The sequence below is a fragment of the Candidatus Palauibacter sp. genome (assembly GCF_965216145.1).
GTDB lineage: Bacteria > Gemmatimonadota > Gemmatimonadetes > Palauibacterales > Palauibacteraceae > Palauibacter.
In genome coordinates, this window is sequence record NZ_OZ244149.1 from 2,630,129 (window position 1) to 2,650,105 (window position 19,977).

The window sequence follows — 19,977 nt, forward strand, 5'->3', positions numbered from 1 at the left end:
GGTCTAGTTGCCTTCCGCCGCTACGCGGATCCAGCGTGGCGAAGCGCCCGCCGAGTCCGGAGGGATGACGCCGTCGACGCCGTCGAGCGGCCCCGGGAGGGCGGGGCCCGGGTCGAGGCTTGTGGCGTCAATGTCCTGTGTAGCCCGGTATGCCACGGGTGGCCAGCGGCTTTCCCCGGCCGAGACGACCGCGGGCGACGGATGGGTTCGGACCTCGCCTATGCGGTCGAGGGGCAGGGGGCCCGGAAAGACTTTGACCGGACCCACGTCCACCGGCGTCTCGTCGTCTCCGACGGTTCCCCACGTAGTTGCGTTGAAGGCCAGGTCCCGGTAGCTGCCCCAGCAAGTGAGAGGGCCGGAGCGCAGAACCGCGCAGGTACTGAGATCACCCGCGAAAAGACCCGTCGCTGGCCCGGCAAGGGGCACGGGGCCGGCGGAAAGCACGTCTTCATCGTCACCGAGGCGGTCCTCGCCGAGAGGTCGGTTGTCGCCGTACCCAAGTGCGCCCGACTCGTTCAGTCCCCAGCAATAGACCTCGCCGTTCTCGAGGAGCACGCAGCTGTGGAAGTACCCCGCCACGATGTCCGCGACCGGACTGGGGAAGTCCAACGGGACCGCAAACGCCGCGGTCTCGTCGTCGCCGATATGGTGAGACGAGCCGAGACCATGGCCGAGTTGGCCGAACAAATTCGTCCCCCAGCAGAGAACACTGCCATCCTCCATCAATGCGCAGGCATGATAGCCGGCTCCAGCCAGCTTCACGGCTCTCCCCGGCAGCGGCAGATCGCCTACGTCCGCCGGCGTTTCGTCGTCGCCGATGGGTGACGCGAATCCGTGGTCCGGTCCGTACCCCAGCCCGAAGGTAGGGCCCGTCGCCCCGGTCTCTGGATTCCAGACCGCCGAGTTGATTCCCCAGCACCTGACCCGCCCCGTGTCCATCAGGGCGCACGTCCACAGACGTCCGCCGATGGCTTGAAGAGCGCGACCTCCGAGCGGGACATCGCCGAGGTCGGCGGGGGTCTCGTCGTCACCCACCGCGGCGAGCTCGCCGGCCGTGCTTCCATATCCCAACTGGCCGGCCGAGTTGTTGCCCCAGCAGCGCAGAGAACCCGTGTCCATCAGGGCGCACGCGCGGGAGTCGCCTCCCGCGATGCCGGTCACGGTTCCGCCCACCGGCACCGAACCGAGGTCGGCGGGGGTCTCGTCGTCGCCCACGGGCTGGCTGACCCGGCTTCCATACCCCAACTGTCCGTAATCTTGCAGTCCCCAGCAGCGGACGTCGCCCGCGTCAAGCAGCGCGCAGACGAACTGGCCGCCGTGGCGCGCTATTCCTGTAGCGACCCCTCCGAGTGGAACGTCCCCTACATCCGGCCCCTCCAACGTGCCCTGCGTGGTGATGCCGTAACCGAGCCAGGCGTTGTCTCCCTCACCCCAACACCGAATGGTCCCGCGCTTCGTAAGGACGCATATCACTCCCCAGCCGGCACGCCCGTCCACGATCTCGTAGACCTCGACACGCGATCGAGCGGTCTGTCCAAGGAACGTCGCCGACAACTGGGCCGAGCCGGAGGCAACGCCCGTCATCACGCCCGCCGTCGCGTCCACTTCGAAGACCGATCCGTCACCCGTCGTCCAGGACCGCACTTCTCCAGCGGGCAGCTGGACCTCCAGCCCTCGGCCGTCGACGAGCCGGCCCTGGAGCTGCTCGCGCTGCCCACGCCCGATCTCCCAGCGCTCGTGCGGTATGCTGAAGGCGAGAGGTTCCGCCAAAACGTGGTGTGGCTCGTATGAGCCCACGTACCGCATTCCCGCCGTGTCCCAGCCTGTCAGAGCGATTCGGCCCGTTCCGTGGCGCCGGCCCGTCATGCAAACGCGCACGGCTTCTCCGTCATCCGAGAACGCCACCGAGTCCACCGTCACGGTCTCGGGATCCAGCGACCGGGCGTACATGTCGTCGAATCCGGACAGGACCAGCGTCTCTCCGCCCACGCCCTCGGCGCCGATCTCCGCGCACCGGGACTCTCCGCGGCGCGTCCACACGGCGGGTTCTCTCACGACCGCGCTGGCCCATTCCCACACGACGGCGGTCCCGCGGCCAGGCTCGGCTGCGGGGTGTCGCGCGATAACCGTGTGTCTGCCGCGCCGAACGGCTTGCACGTCTGCCAAGGACCTGAAGCCGTCCGGCGCCGTGCGGGTGGCGCCCATTCGGAGACCTCCTTCGACCGTCCAGCGGAAGTCGCCGCCCGTCGGCGCGACGCCTGTCCCAGCCGAGTCGACGACCCGGGCGGACCAAGCCGTCCAACCCGCATCGCCGGCACCGAGATACAGAGCGACATGCCGCGGCGAGACACGTATCGAGAGGTCGCCAACGACTTCTGCAGCCACGACCGCGGCCGCATCTTCGGGCTGCACTGGGAGCTGGTCAGGGCCGCAACCGGCCACTGCGACCAAGGCGGTCGGGAAGAGCCGCCCCGCCTGTACCTTCCGCTTCGCTCTCTTCCCGGGAGATATCGCTGCTTCGACCGGCAAGAATGACCTCCGCTCCGCCGCGAGCCGCTGGATCCGTCTCGGCCCCGCGGCGTCAACTTGACGAATTGACCCCCCCCTCTATGAAGGGTGGAACGTATCCCCCAAAATAAGGGGTACAAGAGCGCGGCGCGGAATCTGGGTCGAGCCTCGAGGCAGAAGTGCCCCCGCGGACGGCCAAGTGCAGGATGGGCTGCACGTTTGGGTGGGGATGGATCTGAAGGGTGCGGCGGGGCGCAGCCCCGCCGGGTGTGCTACTTCAAACGCTGAACGCCGCCACCGGCGAGGCGCTCCGCCGTTTCTGTGACCCGCACGGAGCTGCTCAAGATCGCCTGATCGCCGCCTCGAGCCACTTGCGATCCGCCTTCCGGAGTGGATCCCGGCCCGGGGTCGGGCGGCCGGCGTCGGCGGGGCCTTCCCCGTCGTCCTCGCGGCGGCGTCGGATGCGGCGCGCCACCACCAGCCCGCCGATGGCGAACGCCACGGCCGGGCCGAGGTAGACGAACAGGTTGATCCCCTCCGCCCGCGGCCTCAGCAGGATCCACGGGCCGTAGGCCTCGACGAAGTAGGCCTCGATCTCCTCGGGGGTGCGGCCGTCCATGAGCATGGTGCGGATCACGCCCTGCATCTCGCGCGCGATCCTGGACGAAGACTCGGCCACGGACTGCTGGCGGCAGATGGGGCAGCGCAGGGTGGCGCCGATCTGGGCCGTCTGCGCGTCGATCTCGGCGCTGGGGACGGCCTCGCCGGGAGCGGGCGGCCGCTCGGTTCCGTCCAGCGCGCCATCGACGGTCTGGGCCTGGAGCATTCGACCCGAGAGCCCGAGGGCGAGTAGCGGAAGGAGAAGCGTGACCCCGGCCGGCCTGCGCAGCGGCCTGCGCGACGTCCTGCGCATCAGCCGCCCGCCCCGGAAGCGCCCGCGCGCCGGGCCACGAGCAGCGAGTCGACGGTTCGGGTCACGAGGTCCCACGTCACCGCCAGGTCGTGCCGCAGCGCCACGATCCCGTCCGCCCCGATGAAGTACGTCTCGGGCACGCCGTACACCCCGTACTCGATCGCGGTCCGGCTGCCCGGGTCGAGGACGAGCGGCCACTCACCGCCCAGTTCCTCGATGAAACGCTTCCCGTTCTCCGGCGCATCCTGAAAGAGCACGCCGACCAGCGTCACCTCGTCGGGGTCGTAGTGCTCGCGCAGCCGCACGAGGACGGGGTGCTCGCTGATGCAGGGGATGCACCATGAGGCCCAGTAGTTGAGTACGACCACCTTGCCCTCGAGATCGTCCAGACTCAACGAATCGCCCGGGTCGTACAGGTTCGCGAGGCGGAAGGCGGGCGCCTCGCGGCCCTCGAGCGCGGACGGCAGACGGCGCTGGTCCTGTCCCAGCCCCCAGTAGAGGAGCGCCAGAACGGGGACGGCCCAGAGCGGGAGCGACCACCGCCGCCACCCCTTCACGTGACTCTCACGCGACTCTCGGCGGTGCGGCCGCCGCTGGCTCGGCCATGAGTTCGGCCCCGGCCTCCTGCATCCGATCCCGGCGCCGGGGCCAGATCGCGAGCAGGGCGCCGAGCCCCATGATCATCCCCCCGATCCACAGCCACACGATGCCCGGATTCACGATCGCCCGCACCGTCACGTGCTCGCCCCGCTCCGGCTCGACCGCCATCAGCGTGAGATAGAGATCGCTCGTCAGCGAGCTCTTTACCGAGGGCGTGGCGATCGTCTGCTGGGTCGCGGTATAGAAGTTGAGCCGCGGCTGCTCCTGTCCGATCCCCCGCCCGTCGCGGTAGGCATCGAACGTCGCGCCGATCACGTAGCGGTGCGCCTCCTCACGTCCCCAGGCCTCGACGAACTCGATCTCGTAGTCCGCGATCGCCAGTCGTTCCCCGGCCCGGAGCGTCATCTCGCGCTCGGCCTTCCACGTCCACGCCACCGAGATCGCCAGCGCGATGACCACGACCCCGACATGCACCACGTAGCCCCCGTAGCGTGCCCCGTTTCGGGTGAAGAGGTCCGCCAGCGCCCCGCCTACCGAGCGCTCCGCGATCCGGCGCCGCGCCGCAATCCCCTTCTGGAACTCCTGGAAGATCGTCGTGAGGACGAAGGCCGCGAAGACGATGGTGAGGATCGGGAGGAAGGCACGCATCCCGAACGCGAGGGCCGCCACCCCGGCCGCGAGGCCCATGATCACCGGCCCCGCGAACGACCGCGCGATCTGCTCGCGGCTCGTGCGCCGCCACGGGAGCGCGGGACCGATCCCCATGAGGAAGAGGAGCGCCAGTCCGATCGGGCTCGCGACGCTGTCGAAGTACGGCGGTCCGACCGAGATCCGGTCCCCGCGGAGCGCCTCCACGACGAGCGGCCACATCGTGCCCAGCAGGACTGTGAACGTGAACCCGACGAGGAGCAGGTTGTTGAGGATGAAGGCGGACTCCCGCGACACGGCGCTCTCCACCTGTCCCGCCGCGTGCAGGCGGTTGCTGCGCCACCCGATCAGTGCGAGCGACCCGAGGGCCACGAAGGCGATGAACCCGAGGAACACCGGCCCGATGACTCCCTCCGTGAAGGCGTGTACCGAGTCGATGACGCCCGAGCGGGTGAGGAACGTCCCGAACAGGGTGAGGAGGAACGTGCCGATCATCAGCGACAGGTTCCACGTCTTCAGCATCCCGCGCCGCTCCTGGACCATCGCCGAGTGCAGGAAGGCGGTGGCCGTGAGCCAGGGGAGGAAGGAGGCGTTCTCCACCGGGTCCCACGCCCAGGCGCCGCCCCAGCCCAGGACCTCGTACGACCACCAGCCGCCCCCGATGATCCCCATTGTGAGGAAGGCCCACCCGGCGACCATCCAGCGCCGCGAATCGCGCAGCCAGCGCGCCTCGACGTTCCCGCGCACGAGCCCGGCGATGGCGAACGCGAACGGGATCGTCATCCCCACGAACCCGAAGTAGAGCATGGGCGGGTGCAGGCCCATGAGGGGGTGGTTCTGGAGCAGCGGGTTCGGGCCGGGCCCGTTGAGCGGGGCCGGGTCGACGAGTCCGAACGGGTTGGCGGGACCCACGAGGAGACCGAAGAAGAAGATCTGGACCACACCGATGACCGCGAGGACGAGCGGTGTCGTGCGGAGTCCGTGCGAGAGGCCGCCCCCGATCGCCATGACCCGGGCCCCGGAGGTTCGGTGGGCGCTCGCCTCGCGCCGGCGCGTGAAGGCGAACAGGGCGCCGTAGCCGGCGAGGATCCAGGCCCAGAACAGGATCGACCCCTCGAGGCTGCTCCAGAGCGAGATCGCCGTGTAGTAGGTGGGGGTCTCGAGGCTCCCGACGCGCGCCACGTATTCGACGCTGAAATCGTGCGTGAGGAGGGCGACCTCCATCACGGCCATCCCGCCCGACATGGCGAAGAAGGCGAAGTACGCGGCCCGGCGGGCCAGGGCGGTCGATGTCTCGCCGCCCGAGCGGCTCAGCCCGGCGTGGGCCCCGGCGGCGACGGCCAGCAGCGCGCCCAGCAACCCCGCGATGACGGAGGCGTATCCGAGCGTGCTCAGCATCGGAGGGCTACGTCCCTTCGATCAGCGACTGGTACGTCTCGCTCGCGTCCCCCGCGTGGTCAGGCGGGGCGTATTCGTTCGAGTGCTTGACCATGAGGTTGGTGGCGCGGAAGACCCGATCGTGTCCGTACACGCCCTCCACCACGACCCCCATCCCTTCCTGAAACATCGCCGGCGGCGCACCGGTGCTCTCGACGGAGATCTCGACCCCCGCCTCCGCGAGCACGAAGCGGAGTTCCGTCGCGTCCGCGTTCCAGTCCACGCTCCCCGGCTTCACCTGGGCGCCGAGCCGGATCGGCTTCCCGGTCACCTCCTGCGCCCGCTCCTCCAGTTCCACGGGCGTGAGGAAGAACACCATGTTCTCGCTCAACCCGCCCGCCGCGAGCACCGTGATCGCCCCCGCGATCGCCGCGAGGCCGACGAGCCTCCACACTTTATTCTTCCGCATTCTTCAGCATTTCTCGACTACCATCTCCCGCCTGCGAATCAACTCCGCCGGAACTACCTCCAAGATGCACGCTCCGCCCCGCCCCTGCCACGGGATGTCCCGTCCGGGACGCGGCGGGATGTTACCTTGCACCCGGTCAGCCGGCCCGCGTAGCGTCGGCGGCCGCTTCAAACAAGGAGACGATTCTCGTGGTGATTCGTGTTACCCTCGTTCTCGAACCCCAGCCGGAAGGCGGCTATACGGTCACATGTCCCTATCTGCCTGAACTGATAACCGAGGGAGACACGCAAGATGAGGCCGTCGCCAACGCCTATGATGCGCTGGCCGCAGTGCTCGAACTCTACGCTGAAGCCGGGCGCCCGTTGCCTTCCACCACACATCACGACTATTCCGGCAATCCCGTGACGCTGGACATGGCGGTAGCTCTCGAACGGTGAGATACAGAGAGCTTGCCCGCTTGCTCAGGCGGCAGGGGTGCCATGAAATCCCTCGTACGAGCCGCGGATCGCACCGCAAGTGGTGCAATCCCGAAACTGGCCAGCGCGCGGTCATTCCCGATTGGGGCAGCAAGGACCTGAAGAAGGGCACCGTCCGGGCAATTCTCAAACAATTGGGCCTGCCGAATATTAGCGGAAAGACGAGAGAGACATGATCCGGATGAAGACCGCGCTCGCCGCCTGCCTCACCTGCTCGGGAGCGCTTCACGCACAGCAGGGAGACGGCGATCCCGCGAGCTGTCCGGAATACGCATCGCGGCTGGGTGCGCCCGTGGAAACGGTGCGGTACCTGGCGGATGACGCGCTCGGGGGCCGATTCTCGGGCACGGCGGGGGAGCGGTGCGCGGGAGAGTTCATCGCCGCCATGTACGCCTCGCTCGGGCTCGAGCCCGCGGGGGAGGACGGCTACTTCCAGGAGGTACCGCTCGCGAGCGCGGCCCAGCCGCACGCGCCGCCGGGGCGGGGGCGCAACGTGGTCGGGCTGCTGCGGGGCGCCGATCCGGAGCTGAGCGAGACGGTGGTCGTGATCGGCGCGCACTACGACCACCTCGGCCTCGGCGAATTCGGGAGCACGGGAGAAGCGGGGGAGATCCACAACGGGGCGGACGACAACGCCTCGGGCGTGGCGGCGCTCCTCGCCGCCGCGCGGTCGCTGACCGGGGGTCCGCGTCCGGCGCGGTCGCTTCTCTTCATCGCCTTCACGGGCGAGGAACTGGGGCTGATCGGGTCGTCCTGGTACGCGAGTCACCCGGCGTTCCCGCTGGAAGGCACCGTGGCGATGATCAACCTCGACATGGTCGGCCGGCTCGAGGACGGCGAGATGATCGTCTACGGGATGGGGACGGCCCCCGAGTGGCGCGAGATCGTGCCGGCGGCGAACGCCGGCCTCGATATCCCGCTGGCGTACGAGGAGTCGGGCTTCGGGCCCAGCGACCACACGTCCTTCTACGCGAACGAGATCCCCGTCCTCCACTTCTTCACCAACGTGCACGGGGACTACCACCGGCACACGGATGACGCGGAGAAGATCGACGCGGAGGGCCTCGGCCGGGTGGCGCGCCTCACGGAGAACGTCGCCCGCCTCGTGGCGACCCTTCCCGAGCGGCTGGCCGTCATCCCGGGAGTCGGGGAACGCACGGAGAGCCCGCGGGGAGCCGGCGCCTGGCTGGGGACGGTGCCCGACTTCACGCCCGTGGACTTCGGGGTCCTGCTCGCCGGGGTCACGGGAGGGTCTCCGGCGGAGGGTGGCGGTCTCCTGCGAGGGGACATCCTCATCGGCATCGGGACGCACGAGGTGGCGGACCTTCAGGGGTTCACCGATGCGCTGGCCGAGTACCGGCCCGGCGACGAGGTCGTGCTGCGCTACCTGCGCGATGGCGAGGCGCGGGAGACGACGGTGCGGCTCGGCGACCGCGCGGACCGGCCGTGATGACGGCACCCCGGGAGTGTCCGAGCTGCGGGAGCGAAGGGACGGGGAAGTTCTGCGCCCAGTGCGGAGCGCCGCTGGGGAGCGGTGCCGCCTGCCGGGGGTGCGGCGGCGCGCTCAAGCCGGAGGCGCTCTACTGCACCGAGTGCGGCGTGCCGGTGGGTGCCCGCGAGGCCAAGCCGCGTTCCGCCCGCATCCCCTGGGCCGCGTCGGCGCTCGCGCTCGCCGCCTTCTCGATCCTCATCGCCGTCCTCGTGCAGCGCGGGAGCATGGAACGGGTGGGGGAGATGACGATGACGGGCGGCCTTCCCGGGGAGACGGCGGGTACCGGCGCGGCTGGCGCAGGCGCCGCGGGCGGAGGCACGGCGGGGGCCGGCATGCCGACGGCGGAGGAACTCGCGGCGATGACGCCGCGCGAGGCGGCCGACCGCCTGTTCGAGCGCGTCATGCGGGAGCATGAGAGCGAGAACTTCGAGCGGGCCGCCTTCTTCATCGGCATGGCGCTCCAGGCCTACGACGCCGTGCCGCCGGCCGACGCGGACGCCGACCTGCGCTTTCATGTGGGACTCCTCAGCTTGATCTCCGCCGATTCGGTCGCGGCCCGGGAGGGGGCGGCGGCGATCCTCGCCGAGGATCCGGGCCACCTGCTGGGGCTGCTCCTCGCCTCGCGGGCGGCGGAATTCGCGGGTGACGCGGCCGCGGCCCAGGGGTTCCGGGACCGGATGCGTGAGGTGGTGGCGGAGGCCGGGGGCATTCCCGAGCGGGTCGAGTACGATGCGCACCGGACGCTGATCGAGGGGACGTTGGCCGAGGAGGGGGACGGCGGCTCGTGAGCGGCGCCGACCTGAACGGCCGGGGACGCCCGAACGGTGGATTGCCCCCGGAGGGTCCCGCAGCCGCGCGGGCGGTCCTCGCGCGAATGGGCGAGTTGCGGTCCGAGTTCCTCGATTTCGTCCAGCAACTCGTGCTCGAGGAGTCGCCGTCCACGGATCCGGACACGCAACGCGGCATCCAGGCGCTCCTGACCTCGGCCCTGCGCGACGTCGGTCTGGACGTCGAGCGCATCCCGGGCCGGCGCACCGGGGGGCACCTGCTGGCCCGGAGCCCGAGGGCCGGGGCGGGCGGCCGGCAGCTTCTCGTCGGTCACATGGACACCGTGTGGCCGGTCGGCACGCTACGGAGGATGCCCGTCGTGGTGGACGACGGCCGGCTGAGCGGCCCCGGTGTGTTCGACATGAAGGCCGGGCTCGCAATCGGCGTGTTCGCGCTGCGCGCGCTGCGGGATCTCGGGCTCGACACGGGCGTGGCCCCCGTTTTCTTCATCAACTCTGACGAGGAAATCGGCAGCCCCGAATCCGAACCGCTCGTCGTCGACTGGGCGCGCCGCGTCTCCCGGGCCTTCGTGCTCGAGCCCGCCCTCGGCCCCGGCGGATGCCTCAAGACGCGGCGCAAGGGGATCGGCCACTACAGAGTCGAGGTCTCGGGTCGGAGTTCGCACGCCGGACTCGCGCCCGAGGAGGGTGCGTCCGCGATCCTGGAACTCGCCCACCGGATCCGGGAGATCGACGGCCTGACCGATCCCGACTCGGGGACGACGATGAACGTGGGCGTCATCCGGGGCGGCTCGCGGGCCAACGTGGTCGCGCCGGAGGCGAGCGCGGAGGTCGACGTCCGCGTCTGGAGCGCCGCGGAGGCCGAGCGCATTCGCGCGGCGATGTTCGGTCTCGAACCCACGGTTCCCGGGACCTCGATCACGGTAACGGAAATCGCGGCTCGCGGCCCCCTGGAGCGGACCCCGCGCAACGTCGAGTTGTGGGAACGAGCGCTTGTCGTCGCCGGAGAACTCGGCCTCGAGCTGGAGGAGGGATCGGCGGGCGGCGGCTCGGACGGTAACTTGACGAGCCAGTACACGGCGACGCTCGACGGTCTGGGCGCGGTCGGCGACGGAGCGCACGCCGTGCACGAGTTCGTCTACGTGGACCGGGTGATCGAACGCGTGGCGCTGCTGGCGGGGCTGCTCGCCACCCCGTAGCGCGGGACGCGCGCCGCAAGACACGGAATCCGAATGTTCTTTCGACAGGTCTTCGACGAGAAACTTGCCCAGTACGCGTACCTGATCGGGTGTCAGCGTACGGGGGACGCGATCCTCTTCGACCCGCAGCGGGACATCGACCGATACGTCGATCTCGCGCGGCGCGAGGAACTCCGGATTGTGGCGGTGGCCGAGACCCACATCCACGCCGACTTCCTGTCGGGCGCGCGGGAGTTCGCCGAGCGCTTCGGCGTCCGGCTCTACCTCTCCGATGAGGGCGGTCCGGAGTGGCGCTACGAGTGGGCGGCGGACGGTCGCTACGATCACACGCCGCTCACGGACGGCGTCCGCTTCGCGATCGGGGAGATCGAGTTCGAAGCGGTGCACACGCCGGGACACACCCCCGAGCACATGTCGTTCCTCGTCACCGACCGGGGCGCGGGGGCCACCGAACCCATGGGCCTGCTGTCGGGCGACTTCGTGTTCGTGGGCGACCTCGGCCGCCCGGATCTGCTCGAGACGGCGGTCCGGGTCGAAGGCGCGATGACCCCGGCCGCGCGCCGTCTGTACGGATCGGTCCAGCGCTTCCTCGAACTGCCCGACTACCTGCAGGTGTGGCCGGCCCACGGCGCGGGTTCCTCGTGCGGGAAGGCGCTGGGGGCGGTGCCGGAGACGACGGTCGGCTACGAACGGCGCTTCAGCCCGGCGATCGCGGCGGCGCTGGCGGGGGAGGACGTCTTCGTCTCCCATATCCTCGAGGGACAACCGGAGCCGCCGATGTACTTCGCGCGCATGAAGCGGGACAACAAGCTCGGCCCCGCCATCCTCGGCGCCCTGCCGGATCCCCCGCGGCTCGCGGAGCGGGAACTGGAGGGGCTCGCGTGCTCTGGCGCCGGCGGAGCGGACGCCGGCGGAGGGGGAGGAAACGGAGCGGACGGAGACGGGCCGGCCGACGTGGTGATCGACACTCGGCCCGACCGCTCGGCATTCATGGCACGCCACCTGCCGGGGTCGATCTACGTGCCGCTCACGAAGTCGTTCTGCACGGCGGTGGGGTCCGTGGTCGTGGACGAGACGGCTCCGATCACACTCATCGTCGCCGAGGACGAACTGGACGGAGTGGTCCGGGACCTCGTCCGGATCGGATTCGACAACATCCGGGGGTTCGTGGAGCCGGAAACGCTCGACCGGTACTTTGCCGAGGGCGGGGCTGCGGCCGCGATCCCGGAGATCGACCTTGCCGCGGCGAGCCGGCTGTCGGAGGACGGGAGGGGCGAGGTGCTCGATGTGAGGTACGCCTCCGAGTACGCGGCGTCGCACCTGCCGGGGGCCGTCAACGCCTCCTACACCCGGCTGCCCGACTACGGGGATCGGTTGCCGGCGAACGGTTCGCTGCTCGTCCACTGCCTGAGCGGGGCGCGCGCGGCCGTTGCGGCGAGCTATCTGGCCCGCGAGGGGCGCGACGTCCATTACATCAACGACCTGTTCACCGCCTACGCGGGATCGCTGGAAACCGGAGGACCGCAGTGATGGTCACAACCATGAAGATCCGACCGCTGGCCGTCATGGCCGCCCTCGCCGTCCTCGCCGCATGGGCCGGGCTGCCGGGTTCCGCGCCACTCGTCGCGCAGGGATTCGGCAGTTCGGTGTTCGTCGGCGAGAACGAAGTGCTGGTGGGAGAGCCCGCCTCCGAACGCGAGCCCGGGAGCGTGCGCGTCTTCCGCGCCGGTGACTGGGCTGAAGTCCAGGCGCTCTACGCGCCGGACGCCGCCGTGCGGGACCGGTTCGGAGCGGCGCTCGCGAACGACGGCTCCCGGTTGTTCGTGGGGGCGCCGGGGGCCGGCGCCGTGCACGTGTTCGAGCGCGCGGGCACCGAGTGGCGGCACGCGGCGGAGATCCCCTCTCCCGGCCTCGAGGAATTCGGTCGTTCGCTGGCCGCCGGGGGCGCACACCTCCTCGTGGCGGCCGCGGACGGCTCGGACGGGCAGGACATCGTCGTCGCCTATCGGCGTACGGAAGGGGGTGAATGGGAGGAGGAAGCCCGTCTCTCGCCAGACTCCGAGCCGTCGGGGTTCGGCGCCTCCGTCGCCCTGGACCGGAACCTTGCGCTGATCGGCGCGCCGCTCACCGGCGAGGGTGGCGGCGCGGCGTACCTCTTTCGCTTCGAAGCCGGGGCCGGATGGGATCGTGTGGTGGAGTTGGGGAGCGAGGGCGGGTACGCGGGGCGCGCCTTCGGATCGGCGGTGGCGCTCGCGGGCGGCGAGGCGCTGGTCGGGGCCGCGGGACAGGATCGCGGGCTCGGCGCTGTCCACCGGTTCATGAGGAACGCCGACGGCGGCTGGCAGCTCACGGGCATGGTGCAGCCCGACGCCCCCGCCCCGGCCGCGTTCGGCGCGGCGCTGGCCGTCGACGGCGCGGTGGCCTGGGTCGGCGCACCCGCGGCCGCGGGCGGCAACGGCGTCGTGTACCGGCTCGGCCGTGCCGGGGACGGCTGGGCGATCGAGGACGCCTGGGAGATCGAGGGCGAAGGGCGAATTCAGGCTGGCCGCGTGGTGGCCGCGGGCGGCGGCCGCGCGGTCGCGGGTCTGCCCGCGGACGACTTCGGCGCCGGGTCCGCCATGGTCCGGGACGTCGCGGCCGGCACAATGGTGCGGCTGGTGAGCGAACAGGTCGGCCTCCCCTCGATCCTGGGCGGCCAGATCGACTGCGACGAGGGACTCGCCGAGGGGTTCGACTGCGACCGCGTGGACCTCCTCTCCTTCCTCCCCCGCGAGGAACTCGGGGCGGGCCGCGGGGCCCGGCTCAACGACGTGTGGGGCTGGACCGATCCGGCGACCGGACGCGAGTACGCGCTCGTGGGCCGCATGGACGGGACGGCCTTCGTCGACGTCACCGACCCGTTCAACCCGCGCTATCTCGGGAGCCTCGCCAAGACCGACGGCAGCCAGTCGAACACGTGGCGCGACATGAAGGTGTTCAGGGGCCACATGTTCGTCGTCGCGGACGGGGCGGGGCAGCACGGGATGCAGATCTTCGACCTCGCCCAGCTCCGGGGCGTGACGGAGCCCCGGGAGTGGGAGCCCACGGCGCTGTATGAGGGCGTCGCCTCCGTCCATAACGTCGGGATCAACGAGGAGACGGGATTCGCCTACCTGGTGGGTGCGTCGGGCGGCGGCGAGACGTGCGGCGGGGGGTCGCACATCGTCGACATCAACGATCCGCTGAACCCGGTCTTCGCCGGCTGCTTCGCCCACCCCAACACGGGCCGGCGCAACACCGGCAACTCGCACGACACGCAGTGCGTGAGCTACCACGGTCCCGACGAGGACTACGCGGGCCGCGAGATCTGCGTCAACTCGAACGAGACGGCGCTCTCGATCGCGGACGTCACGGACAAGTCGAACCCGGTCGCGGTGGCGCGGGCCGAGTATCCGAACGTGTCATACGCGCACCAGGGCTGGTTCACGGAAGACCACCAGTACTTCTACTCCAACGACGAAGCTGACGAGGTGAACGGTTCCGTGGAGCAAACCCGGACGCTCGTGTGGGACCTGCGGGATCTCGACGATCCCCTCCTGGTGCGGGAGTACTTCAGCCCGACCAGGGTCACGGACCACAACCTCTACGTACGCGGCGACCGCCTCTACATGTCGAACAACCGCGCGGGACTGCGGGTGCTCGACATCAGCGACCCCGAGAATCCGACGGAGGCGGGGAGCTTCGACACGACGCCGTGGAGCGAGGATTCGGCGGGCTTCGACGGCACGTGGAGCGTCTATCCCTACTTCGATAGCGGGACGATCCTCCTCTCGAGCCGGCGCGAAGGACTGTTCCTCGTCAAGCCGAGGGCGGAGAGACTCGTCCCGTAGGGGACGCTCCCGACCATGTGTTCCGTCCTCGGCATCTTCGAGATCGAGCCGGGCGCCGCGGGCCTGCGCCGCCGGGCGCTCGACCTCTCCCGGCGGCAGCGACACCGCGGTCCGGACTGGAGCGGCATCTACGCGGGGGAACGCGCGATCCTCGCCCACGAGCGGCTGTCGATCGTGGACGTGGAGAGCGGGGCGCAGCCGCTGTTCGGCCCCGACCGCACTACGGTGCTCGCCGTCAACGGGGAGATCTACAACCACGCGGCGCTGGAGAACGGGGTGGCGGACGGCTACCCGTTCCGGACGCGTTCCGACTGCGAGGTCATCCTCGCCCTGTACGAGGGGCGGCCCGATGATCCGGCCGCGTGGCTCAACGAACTGAGCGGGATCTTCGCCTTCGCCCTTTACGACGAGGCACGCGACCGGTATCTGATCGCCCGCGACCCCATCGGCGTCATGCCGCTGTACACGGGCCGCGACGCTGAGGGGCGCTTCTACGTCGCGTCGGAGATGAAGGCGCTCATCGACACCTGTCCGGAGATCCACGACTTCCCGCCGGGGCACATGCTCGACAGTCGGAGCCCCGACGGTCGGCCGGTCTCGTACTACCAACCGGGGTGGCGGGACTACGATGCGGTGGCGGGCGGTCCGACGGATCCCGAGCGGGTGCGGGAGGCGCTGGAGGAGGCGGTCCACCGACAGCTGATGTCGGACGTGCCGTACGGCGTGCTCCTGTCGGGCGGCCTCGACTCGTCGGTCATCTCGGCGCTGGCGATGAAGTTCTCGCGCCGGCGCGTGGAGACCGGGGATGCGGAGGAGGCGTGGTGGCCGCGGCTGCACTCGTTCGCGGTCGGCCTCGAGGGCGGCCCGGACCTGGGGGCGGCGCGCGCGGCGGCGGAGGCGATCGGGACGGTGCATCACGAGATCGTCTACACGCTGCAGGAGGGACTCGACGCCATCTCCGACGTCATCCGCCACCTCGAGACGTTCGACGTGACGACCGTACGCGCCTCGACCCCGATGTACCTGATGGCCCGCCGGATCAAGGCGATGGGGATCAAGATGGTGCTCTCGGGCGAGGGCGCCGACGAGGTGTTCGGGGGATACCTCTACTTCCACAAGGCCCCCGACGCGCGTGCGTTCCACGAGGAGACCGTCCGAAAGCTCGACCAACTCCACAAGTACGACTGCCTGCGCGCGAACAAGTCGATGGCGGCGTGGGGGGTGGAGGCGCGCGTCCCCTTCCTCGACCGCGAGTTCCTCGATGTGGCCATGGCCCTCGACCCCGAGTCGAAGCGCCCGGCGGACGGCCTCATGGAGAAGCACATCCTGCGCGAGGCGTTCGAGGGGCTCCTGCCGGACGAGATCCTGTGGCGCCAGAAGGAGCAGTTCTCCGACGGGGTGGGCTATTCCTGGATCGACAGCCTGAAGGAAGTCGCCGAGGCCGAGGTCAGCGACGGCCAGTTGGCGCGGGCGGCGGCGCGTTTCCCGACCAACACGCCGCTCACGAAGGAAGCCTATCTCTACCGCTCGATCTTCGCCCGGCATTTTCCGGGCGAGCCGGCGGTGCACTGCGTCCCCGAGGGCCCGAGCATCGCCTGCAGCACCCCTGCGGCGATCGCCTGGGACCCGGCCTTCGCCGGCATGGCCGACCCGTCAGGCCGCGCCGTCCAAGGCGTCCACGCCCACAGCTACTGAACCTCAACCCCCATCAATTCACGGCATGAATGATCTTCATTCACAGCGTGAATACATTTCCTCTCCCTCGCAGCTGGGAGGCCACCTCGCACAGGAGAGACGTTGTACTATGTATGCAGTGCGTTCGGGTATGGAATCTGTTGGGGCGAAGCGGGAGGGGGTGAGGGCTCTGCAAGCGGGCGTTCATGGAGCTGGGTGATGAGATGAAGATGTTGCGAGAAGGAGACTGCGGGTACGCTCTGGCGCCCGGACGAGGTCGCGTCAAAGTCGTCTACGAGTACCGGACGATCCAGCTCGAGAAGTCGGATGCAACGGTCAGGGATGTCCTCGTCGGCGTCGATGCCGAGACCGGGGAAGTCTTGACCGTGCCCGCCCAGTCGACGCCGAAACTGAAGGCGGCGAGAGCGGCGCGTGGCTCGTATGTGTCCAGGTCCCGCGACCGTACCGTCCATGACTGATCGCTGCCGCCTGCCCCTGGTGCGGATGATCGCGCCCGTGCTCGCCGTGTTCGCAACGATGTTGACCGTCGCGCCCGCCGTCGCGCAGGTGCGTTGCGAAGGCGGTATGGCCGACGGGTTCCCGTGTGATCGCGTGGATCTGCTCGCCGTCGTCACCCCCGAACAACTCGGCGGCGGTGGCGACACCCTGCTCAATGACGTGTGGGGGTGGACCGATCCCGAGACGGGGAAGGAATTCGCGATCGTGGGACGAACGAACGGGACGGCGTTCGTTGACGTCAGCGACCCACTCCATCCGCGTTATGTGGGCGACCTCCCCGCGACCGAGGGTAGCGAACCCAGCCAGTGGCGGGACGTCAAGGTGTTCCGGGATCACCTGTTCGTCGTCGCGGGAGGGCCGGTCCGCCACGGCATGCAGATCTTTGATCTGACACAGCTCCGGGACGCGCGGGAGGCGCGGGAATTCACCGCCGCAGCCACGTACGATGGGGTCGAGTCGAGCCACAACATCGCCATCAACGAGGAGGCCGGTATCGCCTATCTGGTCGGCTCCGCGGGGGAGGGCGAGACGTGCGACGGGGGTTCGCACATCGTCGACATCAACCAGCCGCTGAACCCCGTCTTCGCGGGCTGCTTCGCCCACTACGGCACGGGTCGCCGGGGCACCGGCTATACCCACGACGCGCAGTGTATCATCTACCGCGGTCCCGATGAGGACCATCAGGGCCGGGAGATCTGCGCGGGCGGGAACGAGACCGCGTTCTCGTTCGCCGACGTCACGGACAAGGCGAATCCCGTCCCGCTGGCGGATGCTTCGTACCCCGGCGTCGGGTACGCGCACCAGGGGTGGTTCAGCGAGGACCGCCGCTACTTCTACGGTAACGACGAACTCGATGGACTCATCCGGGAGATGGCCGGGCCTCGCGTGCTTGTGTTCGATGTCGGCGATCTCGAAGATCCCGTGCTGGTGAACGAGTACTTCGGCCCGGCGAAGGCCAGCACCCACAACCTGTACGTGCGCGGCGACCGGCTCTACATGGCGAACAACCTCGGCGGTCTCCTCGTGCTCGATCTCTCCGATCCCGAGGCCCCGGTCGCGGTCGGCAGCTTCGATACGACCCCGTCGAGCGATGACGAAGAAGGGTTCGGCGGGGCCTGGAGCGTCTATCCCTTCTTCGAGAGCGGGACGATCCTCCTCTCGAGCCGGCGCGAGGGCCTCTTCCTCCTGAAGACGAGAAACAGCGAGCCGACGGGGTAAACGTCGCGTCGGATCGCGGCCCCAGCGGTCCGTGCCCCGGTTTGCGCGGTCACTTGCCGGACGGGCATCTTGCTGTCATTCCGGCGTGCCGTGCCGGATGGCGAACTCCCGGATGACGAAGGCCGAACGATGATGACTCCCGCGCGTCTTGCCCGTCTCACGCTAACCTCCTTCCTCGCCGTCTGCGCCGGTGGATTCGCGGCGGGTGCGCCCGCCGCGGCGCAGGAGGCGGTCTCGGTCGAGATCGTGCCGAGCGCGCTTTCGCTTCAGGTGGGGGAGGAGGCCACGCTCGAGGTGCGCGTCCTGGACGCGGACGGGAACGTGGTGGACGCACAGATCCTCTTCTTCCCGAGCTTCGCCGACGGGCGGAGCGGAAGCGCGCGCCAGAGCATCGACGTGGGCCGTGCGACCGGCCGCGTGAGGGGGATGAAGGGCGGAGAATTCCTGATCTCCGCCATCGTGGCGACGGCGCGGAACCTGCGCGGGGAGGCCATGGTGAGCGTGGCGTACCCCCCGCTGGACCGTATCGAAGTCACGCCTTCGGGCGGCTCGACCTATGTCGGCGTGGCGACGCGCCACCGGGCGACGCTGCTCGACGCGGCCGACGACGAGCGCGACGGCGAGATCCGCTGGTCGACATCGGATGACGGCGTCGCTACCGTCGACCGTTTCGGCATCCTCACGGCGCACAGAACGGGGCAGGTTGCGCTGCGGGCGGAAGCCGACGGCATCTCCGAGGTGGTGCGCTACGAGGTGCGGGAGAACCCCGCCGCCCGCATGACGGTGTCGGCGAGCCAGGAGCTGGCCCGGACGGGCGACGTGGTGCGCTTCGCCGCGACGGTCGAGGACGCAATGGGCGGCGCGGTGGGAGACCTGCCCGTCACCTGGACCGTCATGGCGGACCCCGCCATCGAGGCGACGGCCGACATCCCGCCGGCGGAGATCGATGACACGGGTCGGTTCGTGGCCTACTTCCCGGGCGTGTACACGGTGGTCGCCAACGTGCCGGGGCGCGCGTCGCGGTCGTCGATCGAGGTTCATCCGCGACACGTCTCGCAGGAGGTCACCTACGTCGGGCAGGGGCAGGTCACGAACGAGCGTACCTCCGACCTGTGGGTGTGGGAGGGGGGCGATGGCCGGGACTACGCGATCACCGGCACGCACGCCGCGGCGGGCGCCGTCTATTTCTGGGATGTGACGGACCCGGCGAGCCCCGCCATGACGGATTCCATCGTCGTCGACGCGCGCACGACGAACGATGTGAAGGTGAGCGAGGACGGGGAGATCTGCGTGATCTCGCGCGAGGGCGCCTCCAACCGCCGCAACGGGATCGTCATCCTCGACTGCCAGAACCCGCAGGATGTGACGCAGATCTCGGTGTTCGACGACGAACTCACGGGAGGCGTCCACAACCTATTCGTCTACCAGGACCATGTGTACGCGGTGAACAACGGCCGCCGCTTCGACGTCATCAACATCGAGGACCCCGCCAATCCACACCGCGTGGGCCGGTTCGAACTCGACACGCCGGGCCATTCGATCCACGACATCTGGATCGTGGACGGGGTCGCGTACACGTCGAACTGGGGTGACGGGGTCGTGCTCATCGACGTGGGAGGAGGCGACCGCGGAGGATCGCCGTCCAATCCGGTGGAGATCGCGCGCTTCCGCGACATCGGGGGGCGGACGCACGCGGCGTTCCCGTACCGGAGTCCGACCGGCCGCTTCTATGTGTTCATGGGAGATGAAGCGGGGCGGCCCGGGTTCGACGGACAGGACGCGGAGCGGACGCCGCAGTTCATGTCGGGCTACATCCACGTCATCGACATGACGGATGCCGACAATCCGGAGGAGGTCGCCCGTTACGAGATTCCCGAGGCAGGATCTCACAACATGTGGATCGAGGACGACAAGCTCTACGCCGCCTTCTACAACGGCGGGCTGCGCGTGCTCGACATCTCCGGCGAACTCAAGGGCAACCTGGGAGAGCAGGGGCGGGAGATCGCCCGCTACAAGGCGTTCGACCCGGACGGCGTGGTCGCGAACGCGCCCTTCACGTGGGGACCGCAGGTGCACAAGGGGAACCTCTTCTTCGCGGAGTACTTCAGCGGGCTGTGGGCCGTGAAGCTCGAGCCGCGCCAGGAACTCGTCCCGTAGCAGCCGGGCGGATCGCCAACGCCATACGGAACCCGGCGTCCCGCGATCCGGGCGGACTCCTCCGTCCCGC

The 19,977-nt window shown here is 69.6% G+C and carries 16 protein-coding genes; 11 read left to right on the forward strand and 5 right to left on the reverse strand.

Features of this window, described 5'->3' with window-relative positions; all coding sequences use genetic code 11:
- Nucleotides 1–3: 3 nt before the first annotated feature.
- The 5 genes from ACOOHF_RS11090 to ACOOHF_RS11110 all read right to left on the reverse strand — a co-directional run bounded on the left by ACOOHF_RS11090 (nt 4) and on the right by ACOOHF_RS11110 (nt 6,515).
- Nucleotides 4–2,205 carry an RCC1 domain-containing protein gene (locus ACOOHF_RS11090; protein ID WP_420461745.1) on the reverse strand — a complete coding sequence of 734 codons (2,202 nt, stop codon included), beginning with the start codon at nt 2,203–2,205 and terminating at the stop codon, nt 4–6.
- 643 nt (nt 2,206–2,848) lie between these two features.
- Nucleotides 2,849–3,421, reverse strand: a complete 573-nt coding sequence (locus ACOOHF_RS11095) for a cytochrome c-type biogenesis protein (RefSeq protein WP_420461746.1) — start codon at nt 3,419–3,421, stop codon at nt 2,849–2,851.
- The gene (locus ACOOHF_RS11100; protein WP_420461747.1) at nt 3,421–3,978 is read right to left on the reverse strand and encodes a TlpA family protein disulfide reductase; all 558 of its coding nucleotides are present in this window, start codon (nt 3,976–3,978) and stop codon (nt 3,421–3,423) included. Before ACOOHF_RS11100 ends, ACOOHF_RS11095 begins: the two co-directional genes overlap by 1 nt.
- Before the next feature lie 7 nt (nt 3,979–3,985).
- Entirely contained in the window at nt 3,986–6,067 is a 2,082-nt protein-coding gene (locus ACOOHF_RS11105; RefSeq protein ID WP_420461748.1) for a heme lyase CcmF/NrfE family subunit, read from the reverse strand.
- 7 nt (nt 6,068–6,074) lie between these two features.
- A complete protein-coding gene (locus ACOOHF_RS11110; protein WP_420461749.1) occupies nt 6,075–6,515 on the reverse strand; it encodes a cytochrome c maturation protein CcmE in 441 nt (146 codons plus the stop codon).
- A gap of 188 nt (nt 6,516–6,703) precedes the next feature.
- Here ACOOHF_RS11110 and ACOOHF_RS11115 point away from each other — a divergent pair, with 188 nt between their 5' ends.
- The 11 genes from ACOOHF_RS11115 to ACOOHF_RS11165 all read left to right on the forward strand — a co-directional run bounded on the left by ACOOHF_RS11115 (nt 6,704) and on the right by ACOOHF_RS11165 (nt 19,907).
- Complete coding sequence (locus ACOOHF_RS11115; protein ID WP_419942308.1) at nt 6,704–6,952, forward strand: type II toxin-antitoxin system HicB family antitoxin; 249 nt, start codon at nt 6,704–6,706, stop codon at nt 6,950–6,952.
- On the forward strand, nt 6,949–7,167 hold the full coding sequence (locus ACOOHF_RS11120) for a type II toxin-antitoxin system HicA family toxin (RefSeq protein ID WP_419942307.1): 219 nt from the start codon (nt 6,949–6,951) through the stop codon (nt 7,165–7,167). Before ACOOHF_RS11115 ends, ACOOHF_RS11120 begins: the two co-directional genes overlap by 4 nt.
- The gene (locus tag ACOOHF_RS11125; protein WP_420461750.1) at nt 7,164–8,441 is read left to right on the forward strand and encodes a M20/M25/M40 family metallo-hydrolase; all 1,278 of its coding nucleotides are present in this window, start codon (nt 7,164–7,166) and stop codon (nt 8,439–8,441) included. Before ACOOHF_RS11120 ends, ACOOHF_RS11125 begins: the two co-directional genes overlap by 4 nt.
- Nucleotides 8,441–9,271 carry a zinc ribbon domain-containing protein gene (locus ACOOHF_RS11130; protein ID WP_420461751.1) on the forward strand — a complete coding sequence of 277 codons (831 nt, stop codon included), beginning with the start codon at nt 8,441–8,443 and terminating at the stop codon, nt 9,269–9,271. The genes ACOOHF_RS11125 and ACOOHF_RS11130 overlap by 1 nt, the downstream gene beginning before the upstream one ends.
- Nucleotides 9,268–10,470, forward strand: coding sequence for a M20 family metallopeptidase (locus ACOOHF_RS11135; RefSeq protein WP_420461752.1), 1,203 nt, complete (start codon nt 9,268–9,270; stop codon nt 10,468–10,470). Before ACOOHF_RS11130 ends, ACOOHF_RS11135 begins: the two co-directional genes overlap by 4 nt.
- Nucleotides 10,471–10,503: 33 nt before the next feature.
- On the forward strand, nt 10,504–12,000 hold the full coding sequence (locus tag ACOOHF_RS11140) for an MBL fold metallo-hydrolase (RefSeq protein WP_420461753.1): 1,497 nt from the start codon (nt 10,504–10,506) through the stop codon (nt 11,998–12,000).
- Nucleotides 12,000–14,339: a choice-of-anchor B family protein gene (locus tag ACOOHF_RS11145; protein ID WP_420464363.1), complete on the forward strand. Its 2,340-nt coding sequence runs from the start codon at nt 12,000–12,002 to the stop codon at nt 14,337–14,339. Before ACOOHF_RS11140 ends, ACOOHF_RS11145 begins: the two co-directional genes overlap by 1 nt.
- A gap of 15 nt (nt 14,340–14,354) precedes the next feature.
- On the forward strand, nt 14,355–16,034 hold the full coding sequence (gene asnB, locus ACOOHF_RS11150) for an asparagine synthase B (protein ID WP_420461754.1): 1,680 nt from the start codon (nt 14,355–14,357) through the stop codon (nt 16,032–16,034).
- A 203-nt stretch (nt 16,035–16,237) separates the two neighbouring features.
- A complete protein-coding gene (locus tag ACOOHF_RS11155; RefSeq protein WP_419934916.1) occupies nt 16,238–16,492 on the forward strand; it encodes a hypothetical protein in 255 nt (84 codons plus the stop codon).
- Entirely contained in the window at nt 16,485–17,750 is a 1,266-nt protein-coding gene (locus ACOOHF_RS11160) for a choice-of-anchor B family protein (protein WP_420461755.1), read from the forward strand. The genes ACOOHF_RS11155 and ACOOHF_RS11160 overlap by 8 nt, the downstream gene beginning before the upstream one ends.
- Nucleotides 17,751–17,879: 129 nt before the next feature.
- Complete coding sequence (locus tag ACOOHF_RS11165; RefSeq protein ID WP_420461756.1) at nt 17,880–19,907, forward strand: hypothetical protein; 2,028 nt, start codon at nt 17,880–17,882, stop codon at nt 19,905–19,907.
- The last annotated feature ends 70 nt before the right edge of the window (nt 19,908–19,977 follow it).